This window comes from Acinetobacter sp. UBA991 (genome assembly GCF_002292065.1).
Taxonomy (GTDB): Bacteria; Pseudomonadota; Gammaproteobacteria; order Pseudomonadales; family Moraxellaceae; genus Acinetobacter; species Acinetobacter higginsii.
On the sequence record NZ_DBBF01000014.1, the window covers coordinates 27272 to 53624 of the forward strand.

25 protein-coding genes, 2 tRNA genes and 1 pseudogene are annotated in these 26353 nt (G+C 44.5%); 6 read left to right on the plus strand and 22 right to left on the minus strand.

Annotated features, from left to right (window positions below):
* Positions 1-65: 65 nt before the first annotated feature.
* The 3 genes from B2727_RS05470 to guaA all read right to left on the minus strand — a co-directional run bounded on the left by B2727_RS05470 (position 66) and on the right by guaA (position 3531).
* Positions 66-995, minus strand: coding sequence for a LysR family transcriptional regulator (locus B2727_RS05470; RefSeq protein WP_005200739.1), 930 nt, complete (start codon positions 993-995; stop codon positions 66-68).
* Positions 996-1122: 127 nt separating this feature from the next.
* The gene (locus tag B2727_RS05475) at positions 1123-1905 is read right to left on the minus strand and encodes an ANT(3'')-II family aminoglycoside nucleotidyltransferase (protein ID WP_241288989.1); all 783 of its coding nucleotides are present in this window, start codon (positions 1903-1905) and stop codon (positions 1123-1125) included.
* Between the two features lie 57 nt (positions 1906-1962).
* On the minus strand, positions 1963-3531 hold the full coding sequence (guaA, locus tag B2727_RS05480) for a glutamine-hydrolyzing GMP synthase (protein WP_004801923.1): 1569 nt from the start codon (positions 3529-3531) through the stop codon (positions 1963-1965).
* Between the two features lie 443 nt (positions 3532-3974).
* Here guaA and B2727_RS05485 point away from each other — a divergent pair, with 443 nt between their 5' ends.
* Entirely contained in the window at positions 3975-5201 is a 1227-nt protein-coding gene (locus B2727_RS05485) for a DUF445 family protein (RefSeq protein WP_171061146.1), read from the plus strand.
* Between the two features lie 51 nt (positions 5202-5252).
* On the opposite strand, the gene B2727_RS05490 is transcribed toward B2727_RS05485, so the two are convergent.
* Together B2727_RS05490 and B2727_RS05495 are read right to left on the minus strand one after the other, a co-directional pair.
* Complete coding sequence (locus tag B2727_RS05490) at positions 5253-5624, minus strand: NirD/YgiW/YdeI family stress tolerance protein (RefSeq protein WP_005200746.1); 372 nt, start codon at positions 5622-5624, stop codon at positions 5253-5255.
* Between the two features lie 135 nt (positions 5625-5759).
* Complete coding sequence (locus B2727_RS05495; RefSeq protein ID WP_016164853.1) at positions 5760-6176, minus strand: DoxX family protein; 417 nt, start codon at positions 6174-6176, stop codon at positions 5760-5762.
* A gap of 236 nt (positions 6177-6412) precedes the next feature.
* Here B2727_RS05495 and B2727_RS05500 point away from each other — a divergent pair, with 236 nt between their 5' ends.
* Complete coding sequence (locus B2727_RS05500; RefSeq protein ID WP_005200750.1) at positions 6413-7051, plus strand: DedA family protein; 639 nt, start codon at positions 6413-6415, stop codon at positions 7049-7051.
* 13 nt (positions 7052-7064) lie between these two features.
* Here the strand turns inward: B2727_RS05500 and B2727_RS05505 are convergent, their stop codons facing one another.
* From B2727_RS05505 to B2727_RS05525, 5 genes are all read right to left on the minus strand, one after another.
* Positions 7065-7655 (minus strand): LysE family translocator, encoded by a 591-nt coding sequence (locus B2727_RS05505; protein ID WP_004801914.1) that lies wholly within the window; start codon positions 7653-7655, stop codon positions 7065-7067.
* 210 nt (positions 7656-7865) lie between these two features.
* A complete protein-coding gene (locus B2727_RS05510; protein WP_241288987.1) occupies positions 7866-8255 on the minus strand; it encodes a hypothetical protein in 390 nt (129 codons plus the stop codon).
* A 9-nt stretch (positions 8256-8264) separates the two neighbouring features.
* Entirely contained in the window at positions 8265-9107 is an 843-nt protein-coding gene (locus tag B2727_RS05515) for a ParA family protein (RefSeq protein ID WP_004801912.1), read from the minus strand.
* Positions 9108-9189: 82 nt separating this feature from the next.
* Positions 9190-9582 (minus strand): SirB2 family protein, encoded by a 393-nt coding sequence (locus tag B2727_RS05520; protein ID WP_241288442.1) that lies wholly within the window; start codon positions 9580-9582, stop codon positions 9190-9192.
* Between the two features lie 9 nt (positions 9583-9591).
* Positions 9592-9900, minus strand: a complete 309-nt coding sequence (locus tag B2727_RS05525; RefSeq protein WP_004801908.1) for a BolA family protein — start codon at positions 9898-9900, stop codon at positions 9592-9594.
* A gap of 190 nt (positions 9901-10090) precedes the next feature.
* On the opposite strand from B2727_RS05525, the gene B2727_RS05530 reads away from it, so the two are divergent.
* The 3 genes from B2727_RS05530 (at position 10091) to B2727_RS05540 (ending at position 11585) form a co-directional block, all read left to right on the plus strand.
* Positions 10091-10163 (plus strand) — tRNA-Gly (locus B2727_RS05530).
* A 41-nt stretch (positions 10164-10204) separates the two neighbouring features.
* Positions 10205-10280, plus strand: a tRNA-Gly gene (locus tag B2727_RS05535).
* A gap of 100 nt (positions 10281-10380) precedes the next feature.
* Positions 10381-11585, plus strand: a protein-coding gene (locus B2727_RS05540) for an IS3 family transposase (RefSeq protein ID WP_409449598.1) whose coding sequence is annotated in 2 segments (ribosomal slippage) — positions 10381-10737 and positions 10740-11585 — 1203 coding nt in all. Because the reading frame shifts where the segments join, the coding sequence is not laid out codon by codon here.
* A gap of 48 nt (positions 11586-11633) precedes the next feature.
* Here the strand turns inward: B2727_RS05540 and B2727_RS05545 are convergent.
* The 8 genes and pseudogenes from B2727_RS05545 to B2727_RS05580 form a co-directional block, all read right to left on the minus strand.
* Positions 11634-12005 carry a rhodanese-like domain-containing protein gene (locus B2727_RS05545; RefSeq protein ID WP_241345266.1) on the minus strand — a complete coding sequence of 124 codons (372 nt, stop codon included), beginning with the start codon at positions 12003-12005 and terminating at the stop codon, positions 11634-11636.
* Positions 12006-12219: 214 nt separating this feature from the next.
* Positions 12220-13578 carry an MFS transporter gene (locus B2727_RS05550; RefSeq protein ID WP_241345265.1) on the minus strand — a complete coding sequence of 453 codons (1359 nt, stop codon included), beginning with the start codon at positions 13576-13578 and terminating at the stop codon, positions 12220-12222.
* 117 nt (positions 13579-13695) lie between these two features.
* Positions 13696-14721: an enoyl-CoA hydratase/isomerase family protein gene (locus B2727_RS05555; RefSeq protein ID WP_241345264.1), complete on the minus strand. Its 1026-nt coding sequence runs from the start codon at positions 14719-14721 to the stop codon at positions 13696-13698.
* Positions 14722-14733: 12 nt separating this feature from the next.
* Positions 14734-15507, minus strand: a complete 774-nt coding sequence (locus B2727_RS05560) for an enoyl-CoA hydratase (protein ID WP_241345277.1) — start codon at positions 15505-15507, stop codon at positions 14734-14736.
* 21 nt (positions 15508-15528) lie between these two features.
* A complete protein-coding gene (locus tag B2727_RS05565; RefSeq protein WP_241345263.1) occupies positions 15529-16656 on the minus strand; it encodes an acyl-CoA dehydrogenase family protein in 1128 nt (375 codons plus the stop codon).
* 10 nt (positions 16657-16666) lie between these two features.
* Positions 16667-18317: pseudogene (locus B2727_RS05570) on the minus strand (AMP-binding protein).
* A gap of 81 nt (positions 18318-18398) precedes the next feature.
* The gene (mmsB, locus tag B2727_RS05575; RefSeq protein WP_241288453.1) at positions 18399-19289 is read right to left on the minus strand and encodes a 3-hydroxyisobutyrate dehydrogenase; all 891 of its coding nucleotides are present in this window, start codon (positions 19287-19289) and stop codon (positions 18399-18401) included.
* A gap of 11 nt (positions 19290-19300) precedes the next feature.
* The gene (locus B2727_RS05580) at positions 19301-20818 is read right to left on the minus strand and encodes a CoA-acylating methylmalonate-semialdehyde dehydrogenase (protein WP_241288455.1); all 1518 of its coding nucleotides are present in this window, start codon (positions 20816-20818) and stop codon (positions 19301-19303) included.
* A gap of 165 nt (positions 20819-20983) precedes the next feature.
* On the opposite strand from B2727_RS05580, the gene B2727_RS05585 reads away from it, so the two are divergent.
* Positions 20984-21865 (plus strand): LysR family transcriptional regulator, encoded by an 882-nt coding sequence (locus tag B2727_RS05585; RefSeq protein ID WP_241288457.1) that lies wholly within the window; start codon positions 20984-20986, stop codon positions 21863-21865.
* A 65-nt stretch (positions 21866-21930) separates the two neighbouring features.
* Here B2727_RS05585 and B2727_RS05590 read toward each other — a convergent pair whose 3' ends face one another.
* The 4 genes from B2727_RS05590 to B2727_RS05605 all read right to left on the minus strand — a co-directional run bounded on the left by B2727_RS05590 (position 21931) and on the right by B2727_RS05605 (position 26311).
* Positions 21931-23367 (minus strand): amino acid permease, encoded by a 1437-nt coding sequence (locus B2727_RS05590; protein WP_241345262.1) that lies wholly within the window; start codon positions 23365-23367, stop codon positions 21931-21933.
* A gap of 190 nt (positions 23368-23557) precedes the next feature.
* Positions 23558-23917: a RidA family protein gene (locus B2727_RS05595; RefSeq protein ID WP_101236741.1), complete on the minus strand. Its 360-nt coding sequence runs from the start codon at positions 23915-23917 to the stop codon at positions 23558-23560.
* A 9-nt stretch (positions 23918-23926) separates the two neighbouring features.
* On the minus strand, positions 23927-25030 hold the full coding sequence (gene alr, locus B2727_RS05600) for an alanine racemase (protein WP_241345261.1): 1104 nt from the start codon (positions 25028-25030) through the stop codon (positions 23927-23929).
* A gap of 24 nt (positions 25031-25054) precedes the next feature.
* Entirely contained in the window at positions 25055-26311 is a 1257-nt protein-coding gene (locus B2727_RS05605; protein WP_241288463.1) for a D-amino acid dehydrogenase, read from the minus strand.
* Positions 26312-26353 lie beyond the last annotated feature (42 nt).

Below are 26353 nucleotides of genomic sequence, written 5' to 3' on the forward strand. Positions count from 1 at the left end.
ATGATGATTTTTGTTCGCTAGACCACAAAAAACAAAACTATGATTCGCTTTTTCCAAACATTCCCTTAGGACGACTGCCGCAAAATGTTCTGAATCTGGCTATCCCAAGGCGCAGGATGACCAATTTTTGTGGATAGAAAATCAACCAAAGCTTGAATTTTAGGTGAAGCTCGATTCGACAAGCGGTAAACCACAGAAATATTGCCTCCCGAAGGTGAGAACTCAGGCAAAATCACCTTGAGTTGCTGCTGGCAAATGGCGTCCGCGGCAAGAAAGCTTGGTAAAATCGCAATCCCCAAGCCCAGCTTGGCAGCTTCCAATAATTGATGACCACTATCTGTACGTAGATAAGGTGAAATTCGGAAAAATGCCTTCTTACCGGCGACAGGGAGTTGCCACATGCCGTGCGGTTCTCGAGGTAGGTACAACAGACCACGATGGCGCAACAGCTCATTCGGATGTGTTGGTCTTCCATATACTTTTAAGTAGTCTGGACTTGCACAAATATAATGATGATTCGGTGCAATGCTCTGGCTGATCAGGTTGGAGTCAGGTAGCTCCCCCATCCGAATCGCTGCATCATAATGACCATTATTCAAATTGACGAATTGATCACTCGACTCAATATCCAGCTTGAGCTCAGGGTACAACTGCATGAATTCCGCCAAATAAGGCGCGAGAAATTGAATGTTAAATGCTTGTGGCACCGATAAACGAAAACTGCCACTTAAATGCTCATGCCGAGCACTAATGGACGCTTCCAAATCACTTAACTCCGCCAGAATCTTGGTCGACTGCCGATAAAATTCCTGCCCAGCCTCGGTGAGCAACATACTCCGACCACGATGAATTAGTGCGGCAGATAAACGCTGTTCCAATTGCTGAATCCGTTGACTCACCACCGATTTGGTAATGCCCAGACGTTTCGCTGCATGGGTAATACTGCCTGCTTCAACCACTGCTATATAAGTTTGCATTTCAACAATCTGGTTCAAAAGGCACTCCCCATCAGGGTTTAGTCATAGACTGATGTTAGGTCTAATCACGCCTACTTGAATAGTCTGTTCTTGCAATACTAAGTCTTATCCATGCAACAATCCAAGCAATGTCCTTTACTGTTTATTATTTATGTATTTTTTGTTCTAAAAGCACTTTTATTTTCATACTGAGGAAATCAACAACAGGACCTAAAGCCTGATGCTGTTGTTGCCAATTTTGCTTTCCAATCTTACCTTTATATTCTTGGATCATGCGCTGCAAAACAGGCTGATGTTGCGGTAGTAACTGAGCAACCACCCATTGCGCAGCCTGATCTTTAGGTGCAATCTCATTCGTCACCAGACTAAAATAAATACGGCATAAGGCCAAAATTTGATTACGCTCATCGGCATCCTCATCCCAATGCGCCACAATCGAGGGATAGGTGTCTGCCATCGCCTGCCAGAGTTGCTGTACCGGTATCGCAGCTGACCACTGTGTCAAGCTTGGCCCGAACAAAGTCCGATGATGCATTTGTGCTTTCTTCAGCAAAATACTCAGATCTGGGTCTGCATGTTCGCTAAGTATATCACCTTGGCTTAACTCATCTCGTAACCACTCCCCGAACTGTAGTTCGTAACTGAGTGGATAACTTCCTGAAACAACATGATCTTTGCGTACGATGGTGACTTCAAGTGCACGTTGTGCAGCACCAATCGGATGCGAAATGTGTAATAAGGTTTCTGCCAGTTGCTGTCGTTGCTGGAGTGTCAGTGCTTGACTCACCACAACCAAAACATCCAGATCACTTTCTGGACCTAACCCGCCATCAACAGCTGAACCATACAGATAAATGGCAAACAGGGACTCACCCAAAAGCTGCTGTAGAGATGCTGTTAACTGTTCGAGTTGCAAGGTTTCGGACATGCTTTACCTCTTTGTCAATCGCATAAAAAAGGCAGGATTTTCATCCTGCCTTTGGTCTTATTCCCACTCAATCGTTGCTGGTGGTTTAGATGACACGTCGTAGACGACACGTGAAACATCTTTAATTTCGTTCATGATACGGGTTGAGATTTTATCAACCAATTCATATGGAAGATGTGCAAAGCGAGCTGTCATAAAGTCAACGGTTTCCACGGCACGAAGTGCAATCACCCATGCATAGCGGCGACCATCACCAACAACACCCACTGATTTTACAGGTTGGAATACTGCAAATGCTTGTGCAGTTTTATCGTACCAACCGCTGTCACGCAGTTCTTGCATAAAGATGTCGTCAGCAAGACGAAGAATATCAGCATATTCTTTTTTCACTTCACCCAAGATACGCACGCCCAAACCAGGACCTGGGAACGGATGACGGTAAATCATGCTATGCGGTAAACCAATTGTTGTACCTAATTTACGTACTTCATCTTTAAACAAGTCACGTAATGGCTCAACCAATTCAAACTCTAGGTCATCAGGTAAACCACCCACGTTGTGGTGTGATTTAATCACGTGTGCTTTACCTTGTTTGCTTGCAGCAGATTCAATTACGTCTGGATAAATCGTACCTTGTGCTAAGAATTTCACGCCATCTAGTTTACGTGCTTCTTCTGCAAATACTTCGATGAATTCACGACCAATGATTTTACGCTTTTTCTCAGGATCAACTTCACCTGCCAACGCAGTTAAGAAGCGCTGTTCAGCATCAGCACGGATCACACGGATACCCATATTTTCTGCAAACATTTGCATCACTTGATCGCCTTCGTTTAAACGAAGTAAACCATTATCTACAAATACGCAGGTCAGCTGATCGCCAATAGCTTTATGCAATAACGCAGCAACCACAGATGAATCCACACCACCAGACAAACCTAATAGAACTTTTTCATCGCCAATTTGTGCACGCAACTGTTCTACGCGTAAGTCGATAATGTGTTCAGGTGTCCAAAGACCGCGACAACCACAAATCTTGTGTACGAAATTCGACAGTAATTCAGCACCTTTAGCTGTGTGCGTCACTTCTGGGTGGAACTGAACGCCATAGAAACGACGTGTTTCATCACTCACCGCAGCAAATGGACAGCTAGGTGTACTTGCGGTAACTTGGAAACCTTCCGGAATCGCACTTACTTTATCGCCATGACTCATCCATACGTGAAGCTGGTTCTCGCGATCTTGCAAGTTACCAATCAAATGATCACGTACTAGAATATCCACTTCTGCATAACCAAACTCATGTACTGTACCTGGCTCAACTTTACCGCCAAGTTGTTCAGACATGGTTTGTAAACCATAGCAAATACCCAACACTGGTACGCCTAATTCAAATACAACTTGCGGCGCGCGTGGGCTTCCTTCTTCATGTACGCTCTCAGGGCCACCTGATAAAATAATCCCGTTCGGATTAAACGCACGAATGTCTTCTTCAGACATATCGAATGCATACATTTCAGAATAGACACCCGCTTCACGTACACGACGTGCAATGAGCTGGCTATATTGAGAGCCGAAATCCAGAATAAGGATACGATCTTCAGTAATTTGAGTATTGGTCGTCATGGTTCATCTTAAAGGCAAATGAATTAAGCGCCATATTCTAACATTTTTCACGCTTTGGCGCATCGCAATTCATCATCTATCTTGTTTTTTCATTGAACAGCTGAATCAACACTGATATTTAAACTAAAATTTCAGAGCAAAGCACAAAATAAGGAGAGTTAAATCAATAATTCTTGCCCATTCTGCTCAACACAAAGCAAAAATTGGTGCTAAGATGACGAGTCAAGATATGTATTACCACGGAAAGGTATTCAATCGACGGCATCGTTGCCTTTTTATACGATTGTGATGTCCTGATTCAAAGGAAAAATAAAAGGGTAACTCAAAAATTAATGGTCTTGGTGTTTCATCAACGGCCGAAAATATTTCACTATCATCTAGCGCTTGCCCGACCACGAGCAACAATTAGGACTTGAAGGACCAATAAAATAATGTTTCAAGAAATGATTGCGGATTTTCAACAGAATTTCTGGTTATATATTTCAATCCCCTTTATCAGTGGCTTTATTGGTTATGTAACCAAGGTCATTGCCATTCAAATGATGTTCTCACCACTTGAATTTAAAGGATTGCGATTATTTGGTCTTCCACTCGGATGGCAAGGGATTGTTCCCCGTAAAGCAGAGAAGATGGCCACCACAGCAGTGGAGTTGATGACCTCCAAGCTGATTAAACCCGAAGAAATTTTTGCCCGACTCGACCCGAAGCGTATTGCCCAAGAAATTGAAAAACCGTTGATGGCAGCAGCTGAGGACATTACCCGAGAAGTGGCACAACAATACCAACCCGGCCTATGGGAAGGCATGCCTGAGTTTGCACGACAAAAACTGATTAAGCGTGTCCAAGCCAAAGCGCCAGAGATTGTTGAACATATTATGAGTGAAGTACAAAAGGATGTTGCCAAGTACTTCGACATCAAACATATGGTGGTCAACAACCTACTCAAAGACAAACGCCTGCTCAATGAAATCTTTAAGAAAGTCGGCAAACAGGAATTCAAATTCTTTAGTAATGTCGGTTTCGTCTTTGGTTTTGCGATTGGTGTGGTACAAATGCTGTGCTGGATCGTGACCCAAGGTAAATATCCATGGATGCTGCCGATGTTTGGTGGCTTTGTCGGCTTCTTTAGCGACTGGATGGCCTTGCAAATGATGTTCCGACCGTTATATCCGAAAAAGATTATGGGTTACACATGGCAAGGTTTATTCATTAAACGCCAAAATGAAGTTGCCGCTGATTATGCTGCGTTGATTTCCAAGCAACTACTGACATCACGTAATATGATGGAAGAGCTTTTTTCAGGCACGCATTCGGATAAAGTCATTGAGCTGGTCAGCCGTCAAGTCAAACAAGAAATTGATTTACAAGCTGGTATTGTCCGTCCATTAGTGGTCTATGCGATTGGCGGTGAGAAATATCAAAACCTGAAAGCCGAAGTCGCAGAACGTATTTTAAAACAACTTCCAGACACCATGCGCTATGTGGAGTCATATGCTGAAGATGCGATGAATGTGCGGAATACCTTGGTTGAGCGTATGCAGAAACTGAGTCCAGAAGAGTTCGAAGGCATGCTACGTCCTGCCTTCAAAGAAGATGAATGGTCATTGATTATTGTCGGTGCTGTGCTGGGTTTCCTCGTCGGGGAAATGCAAATTCATTTTATGCTCTAACACTTTCATCTAAAAAGAAAAAAGGAAGCTTATGCTTCCTTTTTTATGCGCCTATCGATGCGTGTATTTTTCAACTTTAATCACTTCAATATCGGTTGGTTTATAGCGATGGGTATCCACTTCACCCACTAAACGTACATGATCACCCACTTTTAGCCCTGCCTGACGCCAAATATCATCATCAATTTCGACGCTGATCGTACCACTCGAATCTTTAAACTCATAATGGTCGCTTTTCAAGTGTTTGCTAATCTGGCCCGTCAGAGTGACACCGGTTTCATCGGCCAATTTCGCGACTTGGCTTACCGTCACCACATTCTTTGTTGCTTCCTGTACCAATACATGATCATCCTTACCTGCCCATGCTAGGCTCGATAAACCTGTAACGACCACCAACCCACAACCGATCAACATTTTTTTCATTTTCATGTCCTATTTGTTTTAACCATTTATGATCTAAACAGAAATAAGCACGGCTGTCGGCTTCAGTTTGTAAGTAAGCGAGTGAGACATACGAATTCCCCGCGACTGGGCACGGGGCAATCTCTCATGAGCTTATTATTTTTCAATCAGATGATCGAGGCTGATACGACCTGCACCATAGAGCATCAGCATAAAGAAGCCACCCGCCATCGCGAAGTTCTTCATAAAGTTAATGGCATCTTCTGCACCGCCATGGAAAATAAAAGCCGTAATAATACTAAAAAGACCTAAACCTAAAGATGCGAATCGTGTTTGGAAACCAAACAATAGAGCCAAGCCACCACCAAACTCAACCAAGATCACCAAAGGTAATAAAGCACCCGGAACACCCATGGATTCCATATAACCCACTGTACCCGCATAGCCTACAATCTTGCCCCAACCTGCAACAAGAAAAATATAAGCCAATAACAAACGAGCAATCAAAGTGACAACATTGGCCACGCCAGACTGTGTTACGATATTTTTTACAACAACATTCGGATTAAACATAATCAATTCCACACTGTTTGTTTTTTAACATGCTAGCAGTTTATGTGTCTTTAATTTTGCAATAAACACTAATTTAGTTAACATATCGTTCCTTATTTGCAACAATAAAAATATTTTTCGGGTCTCCTACCTCTCCTCATCTATGCTGAAAAGTTACCAATTAATTTGCTTTTTATACTGACTTTCTACAGAGGCACTGCTAGGATTTAGTCCACATTCATAGTGTTAACACCTTCATGGAACTCATTGATTTTATTCTGCACGTTGACGAACACCTTTTAGAATTTATTACCAATTATGGCGTTTGGATTTATGCCATTTTATTCTTAATTATTTTTGTTGAAACTGGTTTGGTGGTGATGCCATTTTTACCAGGAGATAGCTTGTTATTTGCTGCTGGTGCATTAGCAGCATCTACAGGCGCAATGGATCCATGGGTGCTTGGCATTCTATTATTTATCGCTGCCGTTTTAGGTGATACATTAAACTATCATATTGGTCGCTATATTGGTCCACGTGTTTTTGAGACCAATTCACGTTTTATCAATAAACAACATTTGATTAAAACCCAAGAGTTCTTTCAGCGTCATGGTGGTAAAACCATTATTTTCGCTCGATTCATTCCTTTTGCACGGACCTTCGCTCCCTTTGTGGCGGGTGCGGGTAGCATGAACTATAAGTACTTCCTGACTTATAACGTAGTAGGTGCATTCTGCTGGATCGCATCTTTCATTACCCTTGGCTATTTATTCGGGAATATGCCAATCGTAAAAGATAATTTTACCCATTTAATTTTCGGTATCATTATTATCAGTGTATTACCGGGTGTGATTGGATTTATTCGCCAGAAAATGAAGGGCGCCAAAGCGGAATAAATTGAAGCTTGGTTTAAAACAAACGAAAGATCATGGGCAGCATACAAATCAGTAATAACATGGCCGATCCTTTATATAAATGATCGGCTTTGATTCCAACCAAACTTCCCGCCAGTAAAGCACGTCCAAACAACATCCAGAAAATACTGACTGGAATCAGAATAAGACTAAAAATCGCAAAAACCAGCGCGGCTTGCTCAATCGAGTTCCAGGTTTCAGCTGGAAAGATTCCGGAAGCCAACAACACCGTTTTCGGATTTTTGAGTGTAGAGAGAAATAACTGTCTTTTACGGATATGTTGGTGATGTTGATCTAGCTTTTGTAGATGTGAGCCTTTCCACAGATGGAATGCCATCCACAGCACATACAGCAAACTGAGCGTATGTAGAATTGCGCCAATTGCGGGCCAAATCGGATCAAATAAATGAATGAAAAGCGCCCATAAACTAATGCCATACAGATAACCCAACCATTCAATTGGGATAAAAGTCATCGTTTTAGGTACACCGTGTTGATGTGTTGCACTGGCAAGCAAAGCATTGGTCGGACCAGGTATTAACAATACCGCCAACATCGCCAAAACAAAAAACCAACTCTCAATCATATACATACCGAACGACTATACATGGGCGCCACCTTAAACGAATTTAGGGCAAAAACACAAATTTTAGCAGTATGACTGGACGAGACAAATCAGTAGGTTACGAGGCACTACCAATTCAATTATTTGATTTTTATCATTTTGTTTTGAAACATTTTGCTATAATTTAGTTACTAACCGCCATCTTGTGCGATGACGATCAGTTCTCAAAATTTACGATTTTGGGCGTTGTTTTACAATGATTGGGCAACCTTTGAATTTTGCTGCCTGTACAATCGCATCTTGTTGACCTAATACATTAGCAAGTTCAGTATTTTTGGTATTCATCGACTGTCCCATATTGACCGAGATCGATGGACCAAAGCCCCAACCGCCTCTGCCCCAGCCACCACCAAGGCCAAGACCGACACCCACACCTGTACGTTTTGGCGTTTGCACACCATTTTCGATATAGAGCTCAATACGGTTGTACTCGGCTTGCAACTGCTGGCAATTCAGTGCTTGATATTGTGTCGGCGATACATAAGCTGGCTTAACCGTTGATGCACATGCACCCAATAACATGCTCGCAGCCAAAACAGGCATCCAATATAAGCGTTTCATAAGATTCTCTTATTTCTTTGATTCAATCTCATTGAACAGGGTCACATAAGCGACGGTCAATTTGTGGTCAGATGCCAAATGAATCAAGGGTAAATTCTTTTGATGTGATTCTTTCATCAAGATCGATGGCGGCAACATGCTATCCAGCACAGGCAAACCTTCATCTTTTAACTGTTGAACCACTTCACGAGGTAATTTTGCCTGAGATTGGAACTGATTGACCACAATTCCCTCAATCTCCAAGCGATCATTATGATCATCTTGGGTTTCGAGCACATTTTCAATCAAAGTTTGTAACGCACGTTTTGAAAACACGTCACAATCAAATGGAATCAGCACGCGATCTGCTGAAATTAATGCAGATAAAGTAAAGAAGTTAAACGCGGGCGGCGTATCAATAAAGATGCGGTCATAGCGCGCACTCAGAGACTGGATCGAATCACGTAATTTATAAATTTTGTGCTTACTTTCCAGTGCATGCTCCAATGCACCTAGGCTTGGGCTTGCTGGAATCACATCCAGATTGTCAAAAGAAGAACGGTGGACATAGCTGTCCAAGCCTTTGCCACGTGGTGCTTTCAGGATTGAACCAATCGCATTGCCGATCAAGCCCTTTTGCTGCGTACTACCTAAAATATCATCAAAGAAGTTTTCAATGTTTGGCTCTAAAGCTGCTTTATCAGCAGAATAGGTTGCATCTTCACCTAAAAGGTATTGGCTTGAATTCGCTTGTGGATCAAGGTCAATCACCAAGGTTCTGAATCCCTGTTTCGCACTAATCGCAGCAAGATTGACTGTAATACTTGATTTCCCCACACCACCTTTTTGGTTAAACACCACACGCGTTAACATGATTTCCCTCTATAATATTTTTGTAAACTGCACGCAGTTTAACCTAGTGACAAAACAATTACTCAAACAATGTGTCGAACAATCAGGCAAAAACAGGCTTAATCATCACCAAACCAAGAATCCCCACCATCGCCACTGTCCCGATGATTAATCCTGCACGGCGTTGTTCCAATAAAATGCTGCTGTCCTTTTTATAGGTTTTGATCAAAGACGACCACAACACAAAAAATAAAATCAGTTTGGCATAGAACCAAGGCTGCACCTCAAAATTATTCATGAACAGTAAAACCGCACCCGTCACAATAATTAAGGTCAAAGATAGATGTTGTAATCCCACCAAGCCTTTACGTGCTTTTGGATTGGGTTGTTGATCTTGTACACCAACAAAGAGTGTTGAACCACGTAATATAAAAGCAATGATCAATAAGCTCACTGCGGACATATGCACAATTTTAGTGAGTAAATGAATATCCATCATTGATCCTTAGCTTTTTGGTGCATGTGCACATTCAGGGCTGGCAGGTGCTTGGCCTTGCCATTCACTCGGTACATAAGCATGAATCGCAAGTGCATGGATTCGACCGGGACTCATCAACTCTGCTGCAACAGCATAAATTTTTTGATGACGTTGTACTAAACGTAGTCCTTGAAATTCATCACTTACCACGATGACTTTAAAGTGTGATTCTTTACCCGGGAAATATCCGCCATGCCCTGCCGACTCATTAATCACTTCAAGATGGGTCGGTGCGAGGGTGTTTAAATGTTCAATCAACTGTTGTTCTAAGTTCATCAGTCACTCTGTAAGGTCAGATTGAGATAGCTTATTAGTATACATGAGCGCAATCTGAGGGAAACTTTTGTACAAAAATTTGCTTCACCATGCTTTTTTTGCATGAAAATGCTTTAATTTTATGCAAATAATCAATTTCTTTGCATAAAATTATTGACCCTATTTTTGCATAATGTATTATACACGGCATGCGGGAATAGCTCAGTTGGTAGAGCATAACCTTGCCAAGGTTGGGGTCGGGAGTTCGAGTCTCCTTTCCCGCTCAAATTTTTTAGTGTAAGTTTTCGTAAAAACTGCTCAATTAGCGGGAATAGCTCAGTTGGTAGAGCATAACCTTGCCAAGGTTGGGGTCGGGAGTTCGAGTCTCCTTTCCCGCTCCAGATTCAAAAAAGCCCTAGTCGAAAGATTAGGGCTTTTTTCTTGTGCTTGTCCCATCCTGAATAAAGTTGACACTTTCCCAATTTAACTTTGGAGAGTGTAATGAACACAATAGTTAAAAGAACACAACGAGATTACAGTCTCGCTTTTAAATTATCAGTTGTTGATCAAATTGAAAAAGGCGAAATGACTTATAAACAGGCTCAGAGCAGATATGGTATTCAAGGGCGTTCAACAGTTTTAGTCTGGCTAAGAAAGCATTGTAAATTGGATTGGAGTAAGGGCATGCCTTTGCCATTAGGAGTACAGCCTATGTCGAATCCTCTACCTCTCACACCAGAACAAAGAATTAAAGAGTTAGAACGACAGCTTGTTGAAACACAACGTAAAGCTGAATTCTTTGAAGCTGTAATTGATGTACTAAAACAAGATTACGGAGTCAGCCTGGTAAAAAAGCCATCAGGCAAACGATTAGCCAAAAGAAACAAGAACTAGGATTCCCGATTTCAAAATGTTGTTCGTATCTAGGGATAAGTCGTCAAGCCTATTACAAGCAGTGTAACCGTTTGCGTGATCAAGAACAGCAAGATCAATTGATCTTAAGACATATTCGATTATTCCGTGCCTTGCACCCACGGATAGGTACAAGGAAGTTACATTATTTATTAAATTATCAGGCCAATATTCAAGTTGGACGAGATCACTTATTTGACATACTTCGGGAAGCACGCTTATTAATACAGCCTAAACGTACTTATCATAAGACCACACAGAGCCATCATCGCTTTTATTGTCACCCGAATCTAATCAATCAAATCAAGGTGATTCGAGCAGAACAATTGTGGGTAGCAGATATCACCTATTTACCCTTGCACAATGGAGAGGCTTATCTCAGTTTAGTTACAGATGTGTGGTCAAGAAAGATCGTAGGTTATCATGTCGATGATAATTTAACGTCCTCCTCAGTCGTACAAGCTTATCAGAATGCTCTAAAGGACAGGCGATCTCAGGGGAATCTCATCCATCATTCGGACAGAGGCGTACAGTATTGTTCTCAGCTTTATCAGGCTGTTCACAGCAAACATGGTGTCAATTGTTCCATGACAGATGGTTATGATTGTTATCAAAATGCATTGGCGGAACGGGTAAATGGTATTCTTAAGAATGAATATTTACTACATAAACCAAAGGACTTACAACAGGCAAAGAAGCTGGTTGCAAACTCAGTAAAAATGTATAACCAGTATCGTCCGCATCAGTCTTTAAAATATAAAACGCCCGATGAGGTTCATCGAGCGTTAAGTTAAAAGTGTCAACCCATTTTAGGACTAGACAGCTTTTAGTTTAATCTTTTTTTAAATCACCGGTTTATTCGCCTCTACCCATGCTTTAAAGCCACCCTCTAAATGCGCCACATTACGATAGCCCAATGCCTGCAAGGTCTTTACTGCCAGTGCCGAACGTCCACCACCCGCACAATGTAGAATGGTTCTGCTATTCGGTTGTAATTCAGATTTATACAGTGGGCTACTCGGATCAGCAGCGAATTCTAAAGTGCCACGAGAGATATGCAATGCGCTTGGTATTGTTCCAGCAACACGCTCTTCTGCATCTCGCACATCAATCAGTATGGCCTGTCCTGAAGCTAATTCTTGTTCAACTTGATCTGGGGTCAAATTTTCAATCTCGGATTTTGCCTGTTTAACCCATTCAGCAACTGTGTTCATTCTAATCATCCTTCCTTGATTATGGACTCACTCAAAATACTAGCGCATTTCAATTTAAATAAGCCTGAATAAATACACTTTGCAACAAAGCTTAAAAATCAACCAACCCCTTATATCTAAAAATTTGATGCTCCACGTGGAACCTTTTAAATTCCTCAAAGAAAAAGGTGCTTCCAACTACTTGGAAACACCTTTTCAGATTCTTTTCTTATCCTTAAGACGGTTCTGTGACTTTGGCTTGCACATTGACTGCTTTTTTGCGCTCAGTTTGCATCCCAGCCAGCAGTCCATCCCGTGGCATAAAGGTGGTCGAGATAATCGCAATCACCGCCATACTACCAATATACATCATAATCAGATGAGGACTGCCGCCCCCAACACTGAGTAGCTTCGTCGCGATCAACGGCGCTAGTCCACCACCCAATACCCCCGCCAACTGTACTGAAATCGAGATCCCGCTATAACGGATTTCTGCCGGAAACTGCCGCGCAAACAGCTGCGCTTGCGGTGCATACATAATTGGGAACACTACGCCAATCGCCAACACGATTGCAGTCCAGACCAACACGGGGTCTTTGGTATTGAGCATGCTAAAGAATGGATAGCTATACAGTGCCAGTACACATAGGCCAAACATAAACATATTGCGCTGACCGACTCTATCGGACAAATGCCCACATAATGGGGTCATAAACATAATCACAATGGCGCCACAAATGGTGGCAAATAGGATCTCTTGTCTGGCAATCCCCAACTGTGTGGTGGTGTAGGCCAAAGTAAAGGTCGAGGCAATATAAAACCATGCATTCTCTGCCGCACGTGCCACAATAATAGTGATCAGTTGCTTCGGATGATTTTTAAAGACCTGTAAAGCAGGGACTTTAACTTCTTCCGCCTGCTGCTTTACTTTTTCAAAATCGGGGGACTCTGGCACTTTGACTCGAATGTACCAACCGACTGCCAGTAACACGATGCTAGCAAGAAACGGAATCCGCCAGCCCCAACTAAACAGGGCCTGTTCGGGCAATAAAGACACCAATCCCAATGCAATCGAGGCCAGCATCAAACCACCGCCAGTGCTGGCTTGAGGTAGACTGCCCCAAAAGCCTTTTTTGCCTTCTGGCGCATGTTCCACCGCCATCAGTACGGCACCGCCCCACTCGCCCCCCATCGCCATACCTTGCACAAAACGCAAGATCACCAAACAGATGGCGGCCCAATAGCCAATTGATTCATACGTCGGTAACAGACCAATCAGGACGGTTGGAATTCCCATTAGCATCAGGGTGAGCAATAACATCGATTTACGCCCGATCTTGTCACCAAAATGCCCAAACACCAAGCCACCTAAGGGTCGCCCAATGAAGCCCACCGCATAAGTGGCAAATGCCGCAAGTACACCGGTCAATGGGTCAAGGTTGGGGAAAAACAATTTATTAAAAATTAAAGCTGCTGCAGCACCGTAGATAAAAAAGTCATACCACTCAATCGTAGTGCCCACCATACTTGAGACACCCGCCAAGCGATGAGATGACTTTTTAGGAGATGAACCGTTTCCATGTATTGTTTGCATCATCATGTTCCTTTCTTGGATTTTCTTGTTTTATATTTTTTGCGGACCATCAGTCCTGATCATCCGCATTTCAGACTGCTTAATACTCCTTAGATGAGTCAATATGCATGATTGGATTTAGCTGAGTTTTTCCAGAATCTGTTCCAGTTCTGGATTCCGTTGTTGCCACTGTGGTTGTTTATCTTTATCAACGATCAAGGCACGTACACCTTCAATGAAATCGCCATGATCAAACCAGATATCTTGCAGATCCCGTTCCAGTTGCATGCACTGTGCTAAAGATAGACCTCGACCTAAATGTTGCAGCTTCAAACTGGTTTGTTTGGCGATAGATGAACGCTGTTGCAAAATGCTCAGCATTTTTTCTGCCCAAGGTCGCAACTGTTCATCCTGTTCTTGTACCAGACTATGTTCAATTTCATCCACATGCTGAAAACCGAAATGCTTGCGTATGCCATCTGCCAACGGTTTCAGTTCACTTTCAGCCGGTCGGGTAATAAAGCAAGCGACAATATGCTCAATATTCTGTTTGCTTAAATTCGGCTCATTGATCAGTGCCTGTTGCAAAGCCTCTAATTTGTCACTCGGCACATGGTAGTCAATCAAGTCCAAATAAAGCGCATCACTGCTGCTGATCTGCTCCCCTGTAAGCGCCAGATACACGCCAATGTCATCCAGTCGAGATAGGAAATGGGTAGCGCCAACATCTGGGAAAAAACCAATCGCTGTTTCAGGCATGGCAAATCGAGATTTTTCACTGCTCACCACAATATGACAGGCTTGTGCCAAACCAAAACCACCACCCAGTACATAACCATCCAGCACCACAACAATAGATTTTTCATATTCACGCAGCAGGTTCAGCATTTTATATTCGGCGCTAAAATAGCCCGTATAATCAGCCGTATCATTTTTATAACTGTCATACAGATAGCGAATATCACCACCTGCACAGAAGGCTTTCGGGCTATTCGATTTAATCAAAACCGCTTGAATCGACGCATCATCGCGCCACAGTTCCAGTTGATTACAAATACCCTCAATCATCTCCAGTGACAGTGCATTTAAATGTTTGACCCGATCTAAGCTAATCAGGCCAAGACCACCTTTTTGCTCAATCATTAACTGCTGTTCGATATTCATTTTATTGATCTCTTATCGATGATTAAATTTCGCTGGTCGTTTTTCCACAAAAGCCTGCATGCCTTCTTTCTGATCGGATGTGGCAAAAATAGAGTGAAACATGCGTCGTTCAAAACGCAAGCCTTCGGTCAAATTGACCTCAAAGGCACGATTAATACTTTCTTTCAGCATCATATTGGCAGTTAAAGAGCGCGCAGCAATGTTTTCTGCCGTTTGCAAGGTCTGTTGCAATAATTCGTGTTTATCAAACACACGTGCGACCAAACCACTTTGCTCGGCTTCAACCGCACCCATTTGCCGTGCAGTGAGACACATTTCCATGGCTTTGGCTTTGCCAATCGCATGGGTTAAACGCTGTGTTCCACCTATTCCGGGAAGCACCCCCAAGGTAATTTCAGGCAAACCGAACTTGGCATTGTCCGCACAATAGATAAAGTCGCACATCAATGCCAGCTCACAACCTCCGCCAAGCGCATAGCCACTGACCGCAGCAATTAAGGGTTTACGGCGTTGCGCGATACGATCGGCCAAATGGAAAAAGTCATCAAAATAAATATCGGGAAAGTTCAGTTCGGCCATTTCCTTAATGTCAGCCCCTGCGGCAAAGGCTTTTTCTGAACCTGCCAACACCATACAGCCAATCTCACGATCTTTTTCTAATTCATCTAAAGCCTGATTAACTTCGCTAATTAATTCACTATTCAGCGCATTCAAGGCGTGCGGACGATTCAGGCTAATCAATCCCACGCCATTGCGTTTTTCGAATAAGATGGTTTGCCACTGCATCATAAATTCCTTGTTATATTGTTATAAGCTACGGGCGATCACTAAGCGTTGAATATCGCTAGTGCCTTCATAAATCTGGCAAATTCGGGCATCTCGGTAGATCCGTTCAATCGGAAAATCTTTCAGATAACCATAGCCACCAAATACCTGTAATGCAGCCGAACAGACGCGTTCTGTCATTTCCGAAGCAAATAGTTTGGCCATGGAAGCCTCATTCAAACAAGGTTGCCCTGCTTCTTTAAGACGTGCAGCGTAGTGCACCAATTGTCGTGCTGCTTCAATTTCTGTGGCCATACTGGCAAGCCGGAAAGCCAGTGCCTGATGCTCAAAAATCGGTTTACCAAAGGTCAGACGCTCTTTGGCGTAGCGCGTGGCTTCTTCCAGTGCTGCACGTGCCAAACCCACCGCCTGCGCCGCAATGCCGATACGTCCACCTTCCAGATTGGCAAGTGCAATTTTCAGCCCCTCACCTTCCGCACCCAACATCAGGCTTTTATGCAGGCGCACATCAGTCAGCGCAATCTGACAGGTATCTGAGGCATGTAAACCCAGTTTTTCTTCGACCCGAATCACCTCATAACCCGCTGTATCACGTGGCACGAGAAAAGCACTAATACCCTTCTTGCCTGCACTTGGATCAGTCACGGCAAATACGATAATCACCCCTGCGTTATCACCCGAGGTAATAAACTGCTTGGCGCCATTGAGAATATAGTCATCGCCATCTTTGACCGCACGGGTTTTAATCGCCGCGGCATCTGAACCGGTATGCGGCTCAGTCAGGGCAAAAGCACCGATCATTTCACCTTGTGCCAAGGGTTTTAAAAAGCGTTCTTTCTGTTCATCGGTACCAAATTTTAAAATCGGCACACAGCCCACCGAGTTATGCACGCTCATGATGGTTGAGGTCGCACCATCCGCTGCAGCAACTTCTTCAAGTGCCAAGACATAAGCGAGATTGCCCGTATCGGAACCACCCCATTGCTCGGGAATCAGCATGCCCATAAAACCAAGCTGTCCCATCTGTGCCAGTGCTGCTTTTGGGAAAGTACCATGCCGATCCCAATCACTGGCATTCGGTTTAATCTGTTCTTGAGCGAAGCTTTTCGCCATATCTCGAATGAGACCTTGTTCTTCAGTCAATTGCATCTTGTCTTCCCTATCCTACTTTGGCTTGCTGTTTCGCAATTTCCTGATTGCGCAATAAAAAGCGCTGAATTTTGCCGCTTGGGGTTTTTGGCAGTTCAGTGACGAATTCGACCAGTCGCGGATAGGCATGCGCAGACAGGCGTTTTTTCACAAACTGACTCAGTTCTTCCGCCAGTTGTTCCAAGGGCTCAATTCCTGCCGATAAAATCACAAAGGCTTTCACCACCTCTGTCCGCTCTGGATCAGGCACTCCAATCACCGCTGCTTCAACCACCGCATCGTGTTCCAGCAAGGCACTTTCCACATCAAAGGGACCAATCCGATAGCCCGACGTGGTGATCACATCATCACTGCGTCCAACAAAACTCATGCTGCCATCGGCATGCAACTCGGCAGTATCACCCGTCAAATAGTACTGACCAATAAAAGGCGATTTACGGGTTTCATGATAGCCACCAAACCACATCATCGGGGATTGGCTGATATCCACGGCTAAAATTCCCGGCGTATCTGCGGGCAATTCTTCGCCCTGTTCATTTACCACGGCAACACGATAACCTGCGCTGGCAAAACCTGCTGAACCCGCACGAACCTCATGGCTTAGGCCATGGTGATTGCACACCACCATGCCGACTTCAGTTTGCCCATAATGATCATAGATCGGCGCATCTAGCTCCTGTTTAAACCAGCGGATCACTTCTGGATTCAACGGCTCTCCTGCACTGCTGACCACGCGGAACTGGCCTTTCAGTGCTGCCATCTGAGCAGGATCCGCCGCCATCATCATGCGGTAAGCGGTGGGTGCACCCGCCAGATTGGTAATCTGATAATCCTTGACAATCTGACACAGACTGTCGGTACTAAAACCACCGTCATAGAACAAGATGGCATGACCCAAAAATAACGGCCCAGTAATACCGAAGTACAAGCCATATGCCCAACCCGGATCGGCAATATTCCAGAATGAATCCTCGTCCCTTAGACCAACCGCATCTTGCATATAGCGAGCAAAGGCCAGTAAGGCTTTTAACGGAACTTCTAATGGTTTGGCGGGGCCTGTGGTTCCCGAGGTAAACATCAATAAAAATGGATCTTGCAGGGTTCGCATCACCAAATCACAGTGCTCAGGTTGCTGCTGTACTTCATCCCAGAAATTAAAGTCTTCTGGATGTAACGGTGTGGCGTGCTGATTGGCAACCGTGACAATTGCTGGACAACGATCAACTTCATCCAATTTGCTGCGGTTACCCGTATCTGTCACCACCAACTTACTTTGTGCCAGTTGCAGACGATGCTCGATTGCCTTGGGGCCAAATGCAGTAAACAAAGGTTGATATACCGCACCAATCCGCCATGCCGCGAAAATCGTCACCAACAGCTCGGGCGTTCTCGGCAATAATCCTGAAATACGATCACCTGCTTTTACACCCTGAGATTTTAAGAAATTGGCAAATTGACTCGACCATTGTTGTAACTGACGAAAAGTGTATTGTTCTTTACGACCATCTTTGCCTTGCCAATACAAGGCGTATCTTGTCGTCATGCGCATGGCGATCACAACATTCATAACAGGCATTCAATGCATTGACTGAACCTGACAACATCTGTGTTGCTGTGCTTTGCAGATCAAAAGCCTGAACCGTCTCTTTATAATTCAACATCTATGTTCCCTCAGTCTGGTTTGATTGTTATTCATGACAGGGTTTAATTTTTTGATAAAAGCCATCCTTTGGCTTGAACTGTTATGCTTCTGGCGGCAGGTATTGCTGAATAATGCTGGAAAAATCGAGATGCGCATTGCCACGCATACACATTTGCTGATACAGCTGCTGCACCATCCCACCCAGCACAATCGGTTGTTTGACCTGTCCTGCCGCTTCTACTGCAAGACCCAAGTCTTTCAACATCAACTGTGTGGCAAAACCATCTTGATAGCCACGCGAAGCAGGTGCATTTTCATTAATCTGTGGCCATGGATTACAGACTTCAGAACTCCAGCAACGACCACTTGAGGTGTTAATCACACCAGCCAAGGCTTTTGGATCAATACCCAGTTTGGCACCGAGTGCCATGCCTTCGGCCACCGCAGCCATAGAAATTCCGAGAATCAAGTTATTGCAGATTTTGGCAATTTGACCTGCACCCACCTCACCACAATGCACCACGTTTTTGCCCATGTGACTGAGTACAGGTTTGACTTCATTAAAAGTCTGATCATTGGCACCGACCATAAAGGTCAAAGTCCCTGCTTGTGCGCCAATGGTGCCGCCTGACACAGGCGCATCGCAAATATGGATATTTTTACTTTGGGCAACCGCTGCAATGTCCTTGATGGTTTGTGGGTCAATGGTACTGCTATCGATGCATAAGCTGCCTGCTTTCAGTACTTCAAGTACGGCATTTTCACCGAGATAGACTTCTTTGACATGTTTGGCCGCAGGTAACATGCTGATCAGCACATCGGCTTGTTTGGCAGCAGCTTGGGGGCTGTCGCAAACCACACCACCTGCCTCGGCAAAGTGTTGAATGGCCACTTCGCTGAGGTCATAACCATAGACTGTAAGTCCAGCTTTGAGTAGGTTTTGGGCCATTCTGCCGCCCATATTGCCTAGACCGATAAAGGCGATATTCATCCATGATCCCCTTAACGTAAATTGATGGTGGTGTTGACACTACCCACTTCGTGACTGTCTTCAAACCAGCGGCTGGTAATGGTTTTAGTTTGAGTATAGAACTGCACCGCCTGTTTACCATAAGGGCCTAAATCACCCAGTTTTGAACCACGTGAACCAGTAAAACTAAAAAACGGTACAGGGACAGGAATTGGAATATTGATGCCGACTTGACCGATATCAATCAGGTTCTGGAAAGTCCGTGCTGTTGCGCCACTTTGCGTGAATAATCCCACACCATTACCAAATGGATTGGCATTGATCAGCGCAATTGCTTCTTCAAGCGTATCGACACAAATAATCGCCAGTACAGGTCCAAAAATTTCTTCTTTATAAATGCACATATCCGTGCTTACACCACTAAAAATGGTTGCACCGACAAAATTACCGTCCTCATAACCCAACACCTGAACATCACGACCATCCAGCAACAGTTTCGCACCTTGCTCGACTCCGCTATTAATCAAATCCAGTACACGGGCTTTGGCACGTTTTGAAATCACAGGACCAATATCAGTATTGGGTTCATGCCCTGCATTCACGGTTAAAGTCTTGGCTTTTTCGACCAACTCGGGAATCCAGTGTTTACTTTCACCAACCATCACCGCAACCGATAACGCCATACAGCGTTGCCCTGCTGCACCAAATGCCGCACCGACTAAAGCATTTAAGGTTTGCTCTTTATTGGCATCGGGCATCACCGCCACATGGTTTTTCGCGCCCATCATCGATTGCACACGTTTGCCATGCTGCCCTGCAAGGTTATACACATGGGTGCCCACTGCGGTCGAACCAACAAAGGAAATGGCTTTAATATCTGGATGGGTACACAGGCGATCAACCACTTCTTTACCGCCATGCACCACATTCAGCACCCCTGCTGGAATACCGGCCTGAATCGCGAGTTCCACCAACATCATGGTCGAAAGCGGATCTTGTTCAGAAGGCTTCAACACAAAGGTATTGCCACAGACGATCGCCATCGGGAACATCCACAAGGGAATCATGGCGGGGAAATTAAATGGGGTAATCCCTGCACACACACCCAAAGGTTGCTGTACGGTATAGGTATCGACGCCACGCGCCACGCCTTCAACGTATTCACCCATCTGCAAAGTGCCAACCGAACAGGCATGCTCAACCACTTCCAGACCGCGTTGAATATCACCTTCCGCGTCCGCCAAAGTCTTGCCTTGTTCCACAGTCAGTACCTGTGCAATCTCCTTCATATTGGCACGAATCAAATCTTGCAGTTTCAGCATGATGCGCATGCGCGCCTGGATCGGGGTTTGACGCCAAGAAGCAAATGCTGCTTGTGCAGACTGAATTGCTGCATCAACTTCTTGCACCGTCGCAAATGGCACACGACCAATCACTTCCTGCGTTGCAGGATTGATAATGTCTTGCCATTGTTGGGTTTCTGATTCGATAAAACTGCCATTAATGAGTAACTTGGCTGTTTCCAATTGAATATTTTGGATTGTGTTCATAACCTCTCCATAGGCTGTATTTTTATTGTGTTCAGTGTTCAGAAAATATCGATCGTCGTATTTTCTTTATTCAGGTTTTATTCGAGACTAACAAAGAAAGCTTTGACCACCAACGCAAATTAATGCACGATCGTTGTGCAAATATGCACATGGACGACAATAACAATGAAAGTGGATTGGGATCATCTACAGTTTTTTTTAGTACTGGCACGTACCAAAACCTTGACCAATGCGGCACGGATCATCGGCGTGGAACACAGTACCGTGGCACGGCGGATTCAGGCCTTAGAGCAAACTTTAGGGGTGACTTTATTTAAGCGTGAAGCCTCGGGTTATGAACTCACGCTGGAAGGCATGGCGTTAGTGCCTCGGGTTGAGCAAATGGAATATGCCTTTCTGCAAATTGAAAAGCCCGACCAACCTTTGCAAGGTCGTGTGCGAATTGGCACACCTGAGGGCTTTGGTACCGCCTTTCTGGCACGCTTACTGGCTGAGTTTTCCATGCAATATCCTTTGCTGACCATCGACCTGATTCCCGTACCGAAAATGATCAAGCTGTCGCATCGCGAGGCGGATATTGTAATTTCAATTGAGCGCCCAACTTCAGGGCCCTATATCATTACGCGACTCTCGGATTATTGTTTAAAAATTTATGGCAGCAAAAGCTATCTGTCTCAGCATCCACCGATTCGGCATTTGCAGGATTTAACTCCACATCGCTTTGTCAATTATATTGATGATTTGGTGTATAGCCCCGAGCTGTACTGTCTGGAACGTTTACCGTTAAAACTGAATGCAAACTTTCGCAGCAGTAGTATTTTAGCGCAGCAAATTGCCGTGAGTGCAGGTGCTGGGCTAGCAATTTTGCCCAAGTTTTTGGCTGATGATAAACCTGAACTGGAGACCGTATTAGAGCAACAGGTACGCTATACCCATACCTTTTGGATGCTGACCTTTGTCGATTTGCAGCATGAACCCCGCATTAAACTGGTCTGGGATTATCTACGTAAACAGGCTGATCAATATCAACAACTTTTGGTGGATTAAACACAATCGCTTGACCATAAAAAACCGATCAAGGGAGATCGGTTTTTTACTCATATCGCCATAGGCTATTGGGTCAATTCACGCCCCAATTTTTTCATGCGGGGTTTATACATCAGCTGGTAGGTCACTGCCAAAATGACCAGCCACAATGGACTGACATACAGTGCCTTCAAAGTATCTGGTTCAAGTGCCAAAATCACCAAAGCAAATAACAGGAAAGCAATCACAATATAAGACATGAATACACCACCCGGCATTTTAAACTTGGATTGGGCATGCAGTTCTGGACGTAATTTACGGTAGCGCAGATAACACACCATGATCAGACTCCAGACACTAATGAATAGAATCACACACAGTGAACTGGCCAAAGTAAAGGCCTCAAGGGTATTCGGCACAAAGTATTGCAACACTGCCCCGCCCATGATGAACACACACGAGAAGATCAGACCATTGGAAGGCACGGCACTTTTGGATAAACGACCAAAGGCATTGGGTGCCTGACCATCTTTAGATAAACCAAACAGCATCCGACTGGTCGAGAACACACCACTGTTCATGGAAGACATCACCGAAGATAGCACCACCAAATTCATGATGATGGCCGATGTCACAATCCCTGCATTCAAGAACAACTCCACAAATGGACTCTTATCGGCACGGATAATGTTCCAAGGTGTCACTGACATCACCACCAACAAGGCCAACACATAGAACAAGATAATCCGAATTGGAATCGCATTAATGGCCTTGGGTAAGTTCTTATGTGGATCTTTGGTTTCAGCAGCAGTAGTTCCAATCAGTTCCACGCCAACAAAGGCAAAGACTGCGATCTGAAAACCAGCCAAGAAGCCATCCAGACCTTTTGGAAACATACCACCATGCGACCAGACATTACTGAGCGAAGCGACAGCACCATGCGGTGCATGGAAATGGCTAAAGATCATATAGCCACCAACACCAATCAAACCGATAATCGCTAAAATCTTGATCAGGGCAAACCAGAATTCAATTTCACCAAATAGGCGCACGGTGAGCAGGTTTAAGAACAGTACAAACAGGACACAGCCTGCGCTAATGGCGGCCTGTCCAATTGGAGTAAACATGGTGCCTTCGGGTAACCAAAAGGTGAGATAATTGATTACGGCGGCCAGATCAGCAATCCCGACCAGCACCCAACCCAACCAATAGGTCCAGCCCATGTAATAACCTGCCCATGGTCCAATCAGGTCATGTGCCATATCGACAAAGGATTTGTAATGCAAGTTGGCAAGTAATAACTCACCCAGTGCACGCATCAAAAAGAAGAACATGCCACCAATGATCATGTAAATAAACAGAATTGATGGGCCTGCCAAAGAGATGGTTTTGCCTGAGCCCATAAAGAGCCCTGTACCAATGGCACCGCCGATGGCGATCAACTGCAAATGGCGATTGGAGAGTTTACGTTGTAAGTCTTGGGGCGACTGTTCGCCTTCTGACTGATGAGATGTAACCGTCATATAAAGTTCCTTTTACTTTTTTCCTAAATGAGTCAGCCTTGATTTATACGCCATACCCTAGCTGTCTTTTAAAGACGACTGACTCATTTCGATTGCAAGAAAATACGTATCTGACTACGTTTTATCTACTGCAAATACGTTACTTTTCTTCTTTTTTTATATTTTTTAAACAAAAATAAAGCGGATCGCTTTATTTTTGTGCTGCAACAACTGCAATTTCGATCAACCACTTCGGATTGACCAAGTCTGCCTGAATGGTGGCACGTGAAGGCGCAACATGACCTTTTAACCAGTCAATCCAAATGGTATTCACCACGGGGAAATCAGATAGGTCCTTAAGAAATAATTGTGCAGACAATAAACGAGATTTATCCGTCCCTGCTGAAGCGAGCAGTTGTTCAATGGTTGCCAACACTTCACGGGTTTGACCTTCAATATCTAGTTCGGCATTTTTAGGTACTTGTCCTGATAAATACACCACTTGATTGAATACCGTTACAGCACTCATCACTTCATTGGTATTGAGCTTTTGAATATCTGAATGAGACATAAGAAATCCTTATTCCTGAGTAATAAATGAAACACGTGCAGTCACGCCACACATCAGTTCATAACCGATGGTGCCTGAACCTGCTGCCACTTCATCAATGGCTAAAACGGTGCCTGAACTGGACTGCCCCCAAAGCACCACTTCACTGCCAACATCGGCATCGCTGATCGGGCTGAGGTCTACGGCCAACATATCCATGCTGACCCGTCCAATGATTTGGGTACGAATCCCATTGACCAAAACTGGGGTTCCTGTTGCTGAAATGCGTTGATAGCCATCGGCATAGCCACAGGCAACAATCCCGATTCGGATCGGCTGCTCGGCCAAATAGCTGGAACCATAACCGACACTTTCATTGGCATTGAGCTGTTGCACAGCAATAATCTCACTGCGCAAGCTCATGCTCGGCGCAAGGCCCCAGTCCTGAATGGTATGCTTGGGATAATCGGGAGAACTGCCGTACAGCATAATGCCGCCACGCACATAGTCCGACTGTAATTGAGTTTGATATCTTAAGATTGCAGCACTGTTACTGACCGATCGTTCTCCAGGCAAGCCTGCAATCGCGGCGTCAAACTGCTGCAATTGATAGTCAATGCCCGTTTCACCAAAACGGTCACCATCAGCATCGGAGAAATGCATCATATGGGTGATGCTGGCAATGTTGTCCGACTGGCTCAGCTGCTGCCAAATGTCACGATATTGTTGTGGTTTAAACCCTAAACGGTTCATGCCACTGTTCATCTTGAGGAAAATATCGAACTGGGCTGGATAAGCATGCTGCTGTATCCACGCCACCTGTTGCGTATTATGTACGGTAAAACTGAGTTGGTATTGGGCACAATCAAACAGGTCTTGGGCAGAGAAAATCCCTTCCAGCAATAAAATCGGACCAGTCCAGCCCAATGCCCGCAGACGTTTTGCTTCGTCAAAATCGAGCAAGGCAAAACCATCGGCGCTTTTAAAAGATGCATAAACACGTTCAATGCCATGCCCATAAGCATTGGCTTTAACCACCGCAAACACTTTGCTTTTTGGCATTGCTTGCCTCACCACCGCAAGATTTTGGCGTAAGGCTTGGGCATGGATCACCGCAGTAATTGGACGAGGCATATTCTAACTTCCCGGTCTGTGCAATTAAGCGGCGTGTGAATAACGTTGAATCGACAAACCATCGGTACTGATGTCAGGGCGATGGTTCATAACCAGATCACTGATCAGTTTGCCTGAACCACAGGCCATGGTCCAACCTAAAGTGCCGTGCCCTGTATTCAGGAACAGGTTCTTGTACTGGGTTGCACCAATAATCGGCGTGCTGTCTGGGGTCATTGGACGTAGGCCGGTCCAGAATGAAGCTTGAGCGAGATCCCCACCCGGGAACAAGTCCTGCGTCACCATTTCCAAGGTGGCACGGCGATCTTGATTCAATCCAAGATTGAAACCACTCAATTCAGCCATACCCCCAACGCGAATTCGTTGATCAAAACGGGTAATCGCAACTTTGTAGGTTTCATCCAAGACCGTAGATTGTGGTGCAAATTTTGGCTCTACAATCGGAATGGTCAGTGAATAACCTTTGACTGGGTAAACAGGTAAATTCAGTTCCAATGGCTTTAAGAAATCACGAGAGTAACTACCAAAGGCCAAGACATAACGATCCGCAGTGAGAACCTCACCATTGACCTTGACGCCTTTGATTTCATCACCTTCAACAATCAGGTTTTCAACATTTTGATCGAATTTGAATTCCACACCCAAATCTTGCGCCAGTTTTGCCAAGGCATTGGTAAATAAATAGCAATCACCCGTTTCATCATTCGGTAAATGTAAGCCACCGACCAGCTTATCGGTATGAGCTAAAGCAGGCTCTACATTCGCCAGCTCTTGGGCATTGAGTAAAGCGAAGTCGACACCACATTCTTGCAATACTTGAATATCACGTTGTACCGCTTCAAGTTGTGCGTCGCTACGGAACACTTGTAAGGTACCTTTCGAGCGGTTTTCGTAGTTGATGCCAGTTTCTGCTCTTAAATCACGTAAGCAGTCACGGCTGTATTCTGCCACACGCATCATGCGTTCTTTGTTCACGGCATAACTTTGTGGATTACAGTTTTTTAGCATCTGTGCCATCCACTGCAACTGCCACATACTACCATCAATATTGATGGCTAATGGCGCGTGATGCTGGAACATCCACTTGACGGCTTTAAAAGGAATACCCGGTGCTGCCCATGGCGTTGAGTATCCTGGGGAGATTTGACCTGCATTACCAAAACTGGTTTCTTTGGCAGGTCCTGATTGACGGTCAAGTACCGTCACTTGCGCACCTTGTTGTGCAAGATAATAAGCACTTGCCACACCAATGACGCCACTTCCTAAAACGATTACGCGCATAATAGATCCCTCAAGCACACACTAGGTTATTTAACTAGTATA

What these genes read in the sequence shown, in the direction of transcription:
- B2727_RS05475 (WP_241288989.1), bottom strand. Translation starts at nt 1,905, where the DNA reads ATGTCCGAAACCTTGCAACTCGAACAGTTAACAGCATCTCTACAGCAG.
- guaA (WP_004801923.1), bottom strand. Translation starts at nt 3,531, where the DNA reads ATGACGACCAATACTCAAATTACTGAAGATCGTATCCTTATTCTGGAT.
- B2727_RS05485 (WP_171061146.1), top strand. Translation starts at nt 3,975, where the DNA reads ATGATTGCGGATTTTCAACAGAATTTCTGGTTATATATTTCAATCCCC.
- B2727_RS05490 (WP_005200746.1), bottom strand. Translation starts at nt 5,624, where the DNA reads ATGAAAAAAATGTTGATCGGTTGTGGGTTGGTGGTCGTTACAGGTTTA.
- B2727_RS05495 (WP_016164853.1), bottom strand. Translation starts at nt 6,176, where the DNA reads ATGTTTAATCCGAATGTTGTTGTAAAAAATATCGTAACACAGTCTGGC.
- B2727_RS05500 (WP_005200750.1), top strand. Translation starts at nt 6,413, where the DNA reads ATGGAACTCATTGATTTTATTCTGCACGTTGACGAACACCTTTTAGAA.
- B2727_RS05505 (WP_004801914.1), bottom strand. Translation starts at nt 7,655, where the DNA reads ATGATTGAGAGTTGGTTTTTTGTTTTGGCGATGTTGGCGGTATTGTTA.
- B2727_RS05510 (WP_241288987.1), bottom strand. Translation starts at nt 8,255, where the DNA reads ATGAAACGCTTATATTGGATGCCTGTTTTGGCTGCGAGCATGTTATTG.
- B2727_RS05515 (WP_004801912.1), bottom strand. Translation starts at nt 9,107, where the DNA reads ATGTTAACGCGTGTGGTGTTTAACCAAAAAGGTGGTGTGGGGAAATCA.
- B2727_RS05520 (WP_241288442.1), bottom strand. Translation starts at nt 9,582, where the DNA reads ATGGATATTCATTTACTCACTAAAATTGTGCATATGTCCGCAGTGAGC.
- B2727_RS05525 (WP_004801908.1), bottom strand. Translation starts at nt 9,900, where the DNA reads ATGAACTTAGAACAACAGTTGATTGAACATTTAAACACCCTCGCACCG.
- B2727_RS05545 (WP_241345266.1), bottom strand. Translation starts at nt 12,005, where the DNA reads ATGAACACAGTTGCTGAATGGGTTAAACAGGCAAAATCCGAGATTGAA.
- B2727_RS05550 (WP_241345265.1), bottom strand. Translation starts at nt 13,578, where the DNA reads ATGCAAACAATACATGGAAACGGTTCATCTCCTAAAAAGTCATCTCAT.
- B2727_RS05555 (WP_241345264.1), bottom strand. Translation starts at nt 14,721, where the DNA reads ATGAATATCGAACAGCAGTTAATGATTGAGCAAAAAGGTGGTCTTGGC.
- B2727_RS05560 (WP_241345277.1), bottom strand. Translation starts at nt 15,507, where the DNA reads ATGCAGTGGCAAACCATCTTATTCGAAAAACGCAATGGCGTGGGATTG.
- B2727_RS05565 (WP_241345263.1), bottom strand. Translation starts at nt 16,656, where the DNA reads ATGCAATTGACTGAAGAACAAGGTCTCATTCGAGATATGGCGAAAAGC.
- mmsB (WP_241288453.1), bottom strand. Translation starts at nt 19,289, where the DNA reads ATGAATATCGCCTTTATCGGTCTAGGCAATATGGGCGGCAGAATGGCC.
- B2727_RS05580 (WP_241288455.1), bottom strand. Translation starts at nt 20,818, where the DNA reads ATGAACACAATCCAAAATATTCAATTGGAAACAGCCAAGTTACTCATT.
- B2727_RS05585 (WP_241288457.1), top strand. Translation starts at nt 20,984, where the DNA reads ATGAAAGTGGATTGGGATCATCTACAGTTTTTTTTAGTACTGGCACGT.
- B2727_RS05590 (WP_241345262.1), bottom strand. Translation starts at nt 23,367, where the DNA reads ATGACGGTTACATCTCATCAGTCAGAAGGCGAACAGTCGCCCCAAGAC.
- B2727_RS05595 (WP_101236741.1), bottom strand. Translation starts at nt 23,917, where the DNA reads ATGTCTCATTCAGATATTCAAAAGCTCAATACCAATGAAGTGATGAGT.
- alr (WP_241345261.1), bottom strand. Translation starts at nt 25,030, where the DNA reads ATGCCTCGTCCAATTACTGCGGTGATCCATGCCCAAGCCTTACGCCAA.
- B2727_RS05605 (WP_241288463.1), bottom strand. Translation starts at nt 26,311, where the DNA reads ATGCGCGTAATCGTTTTAGGAAGTGGCGTCATTGGTGTGGCAAGTGCT.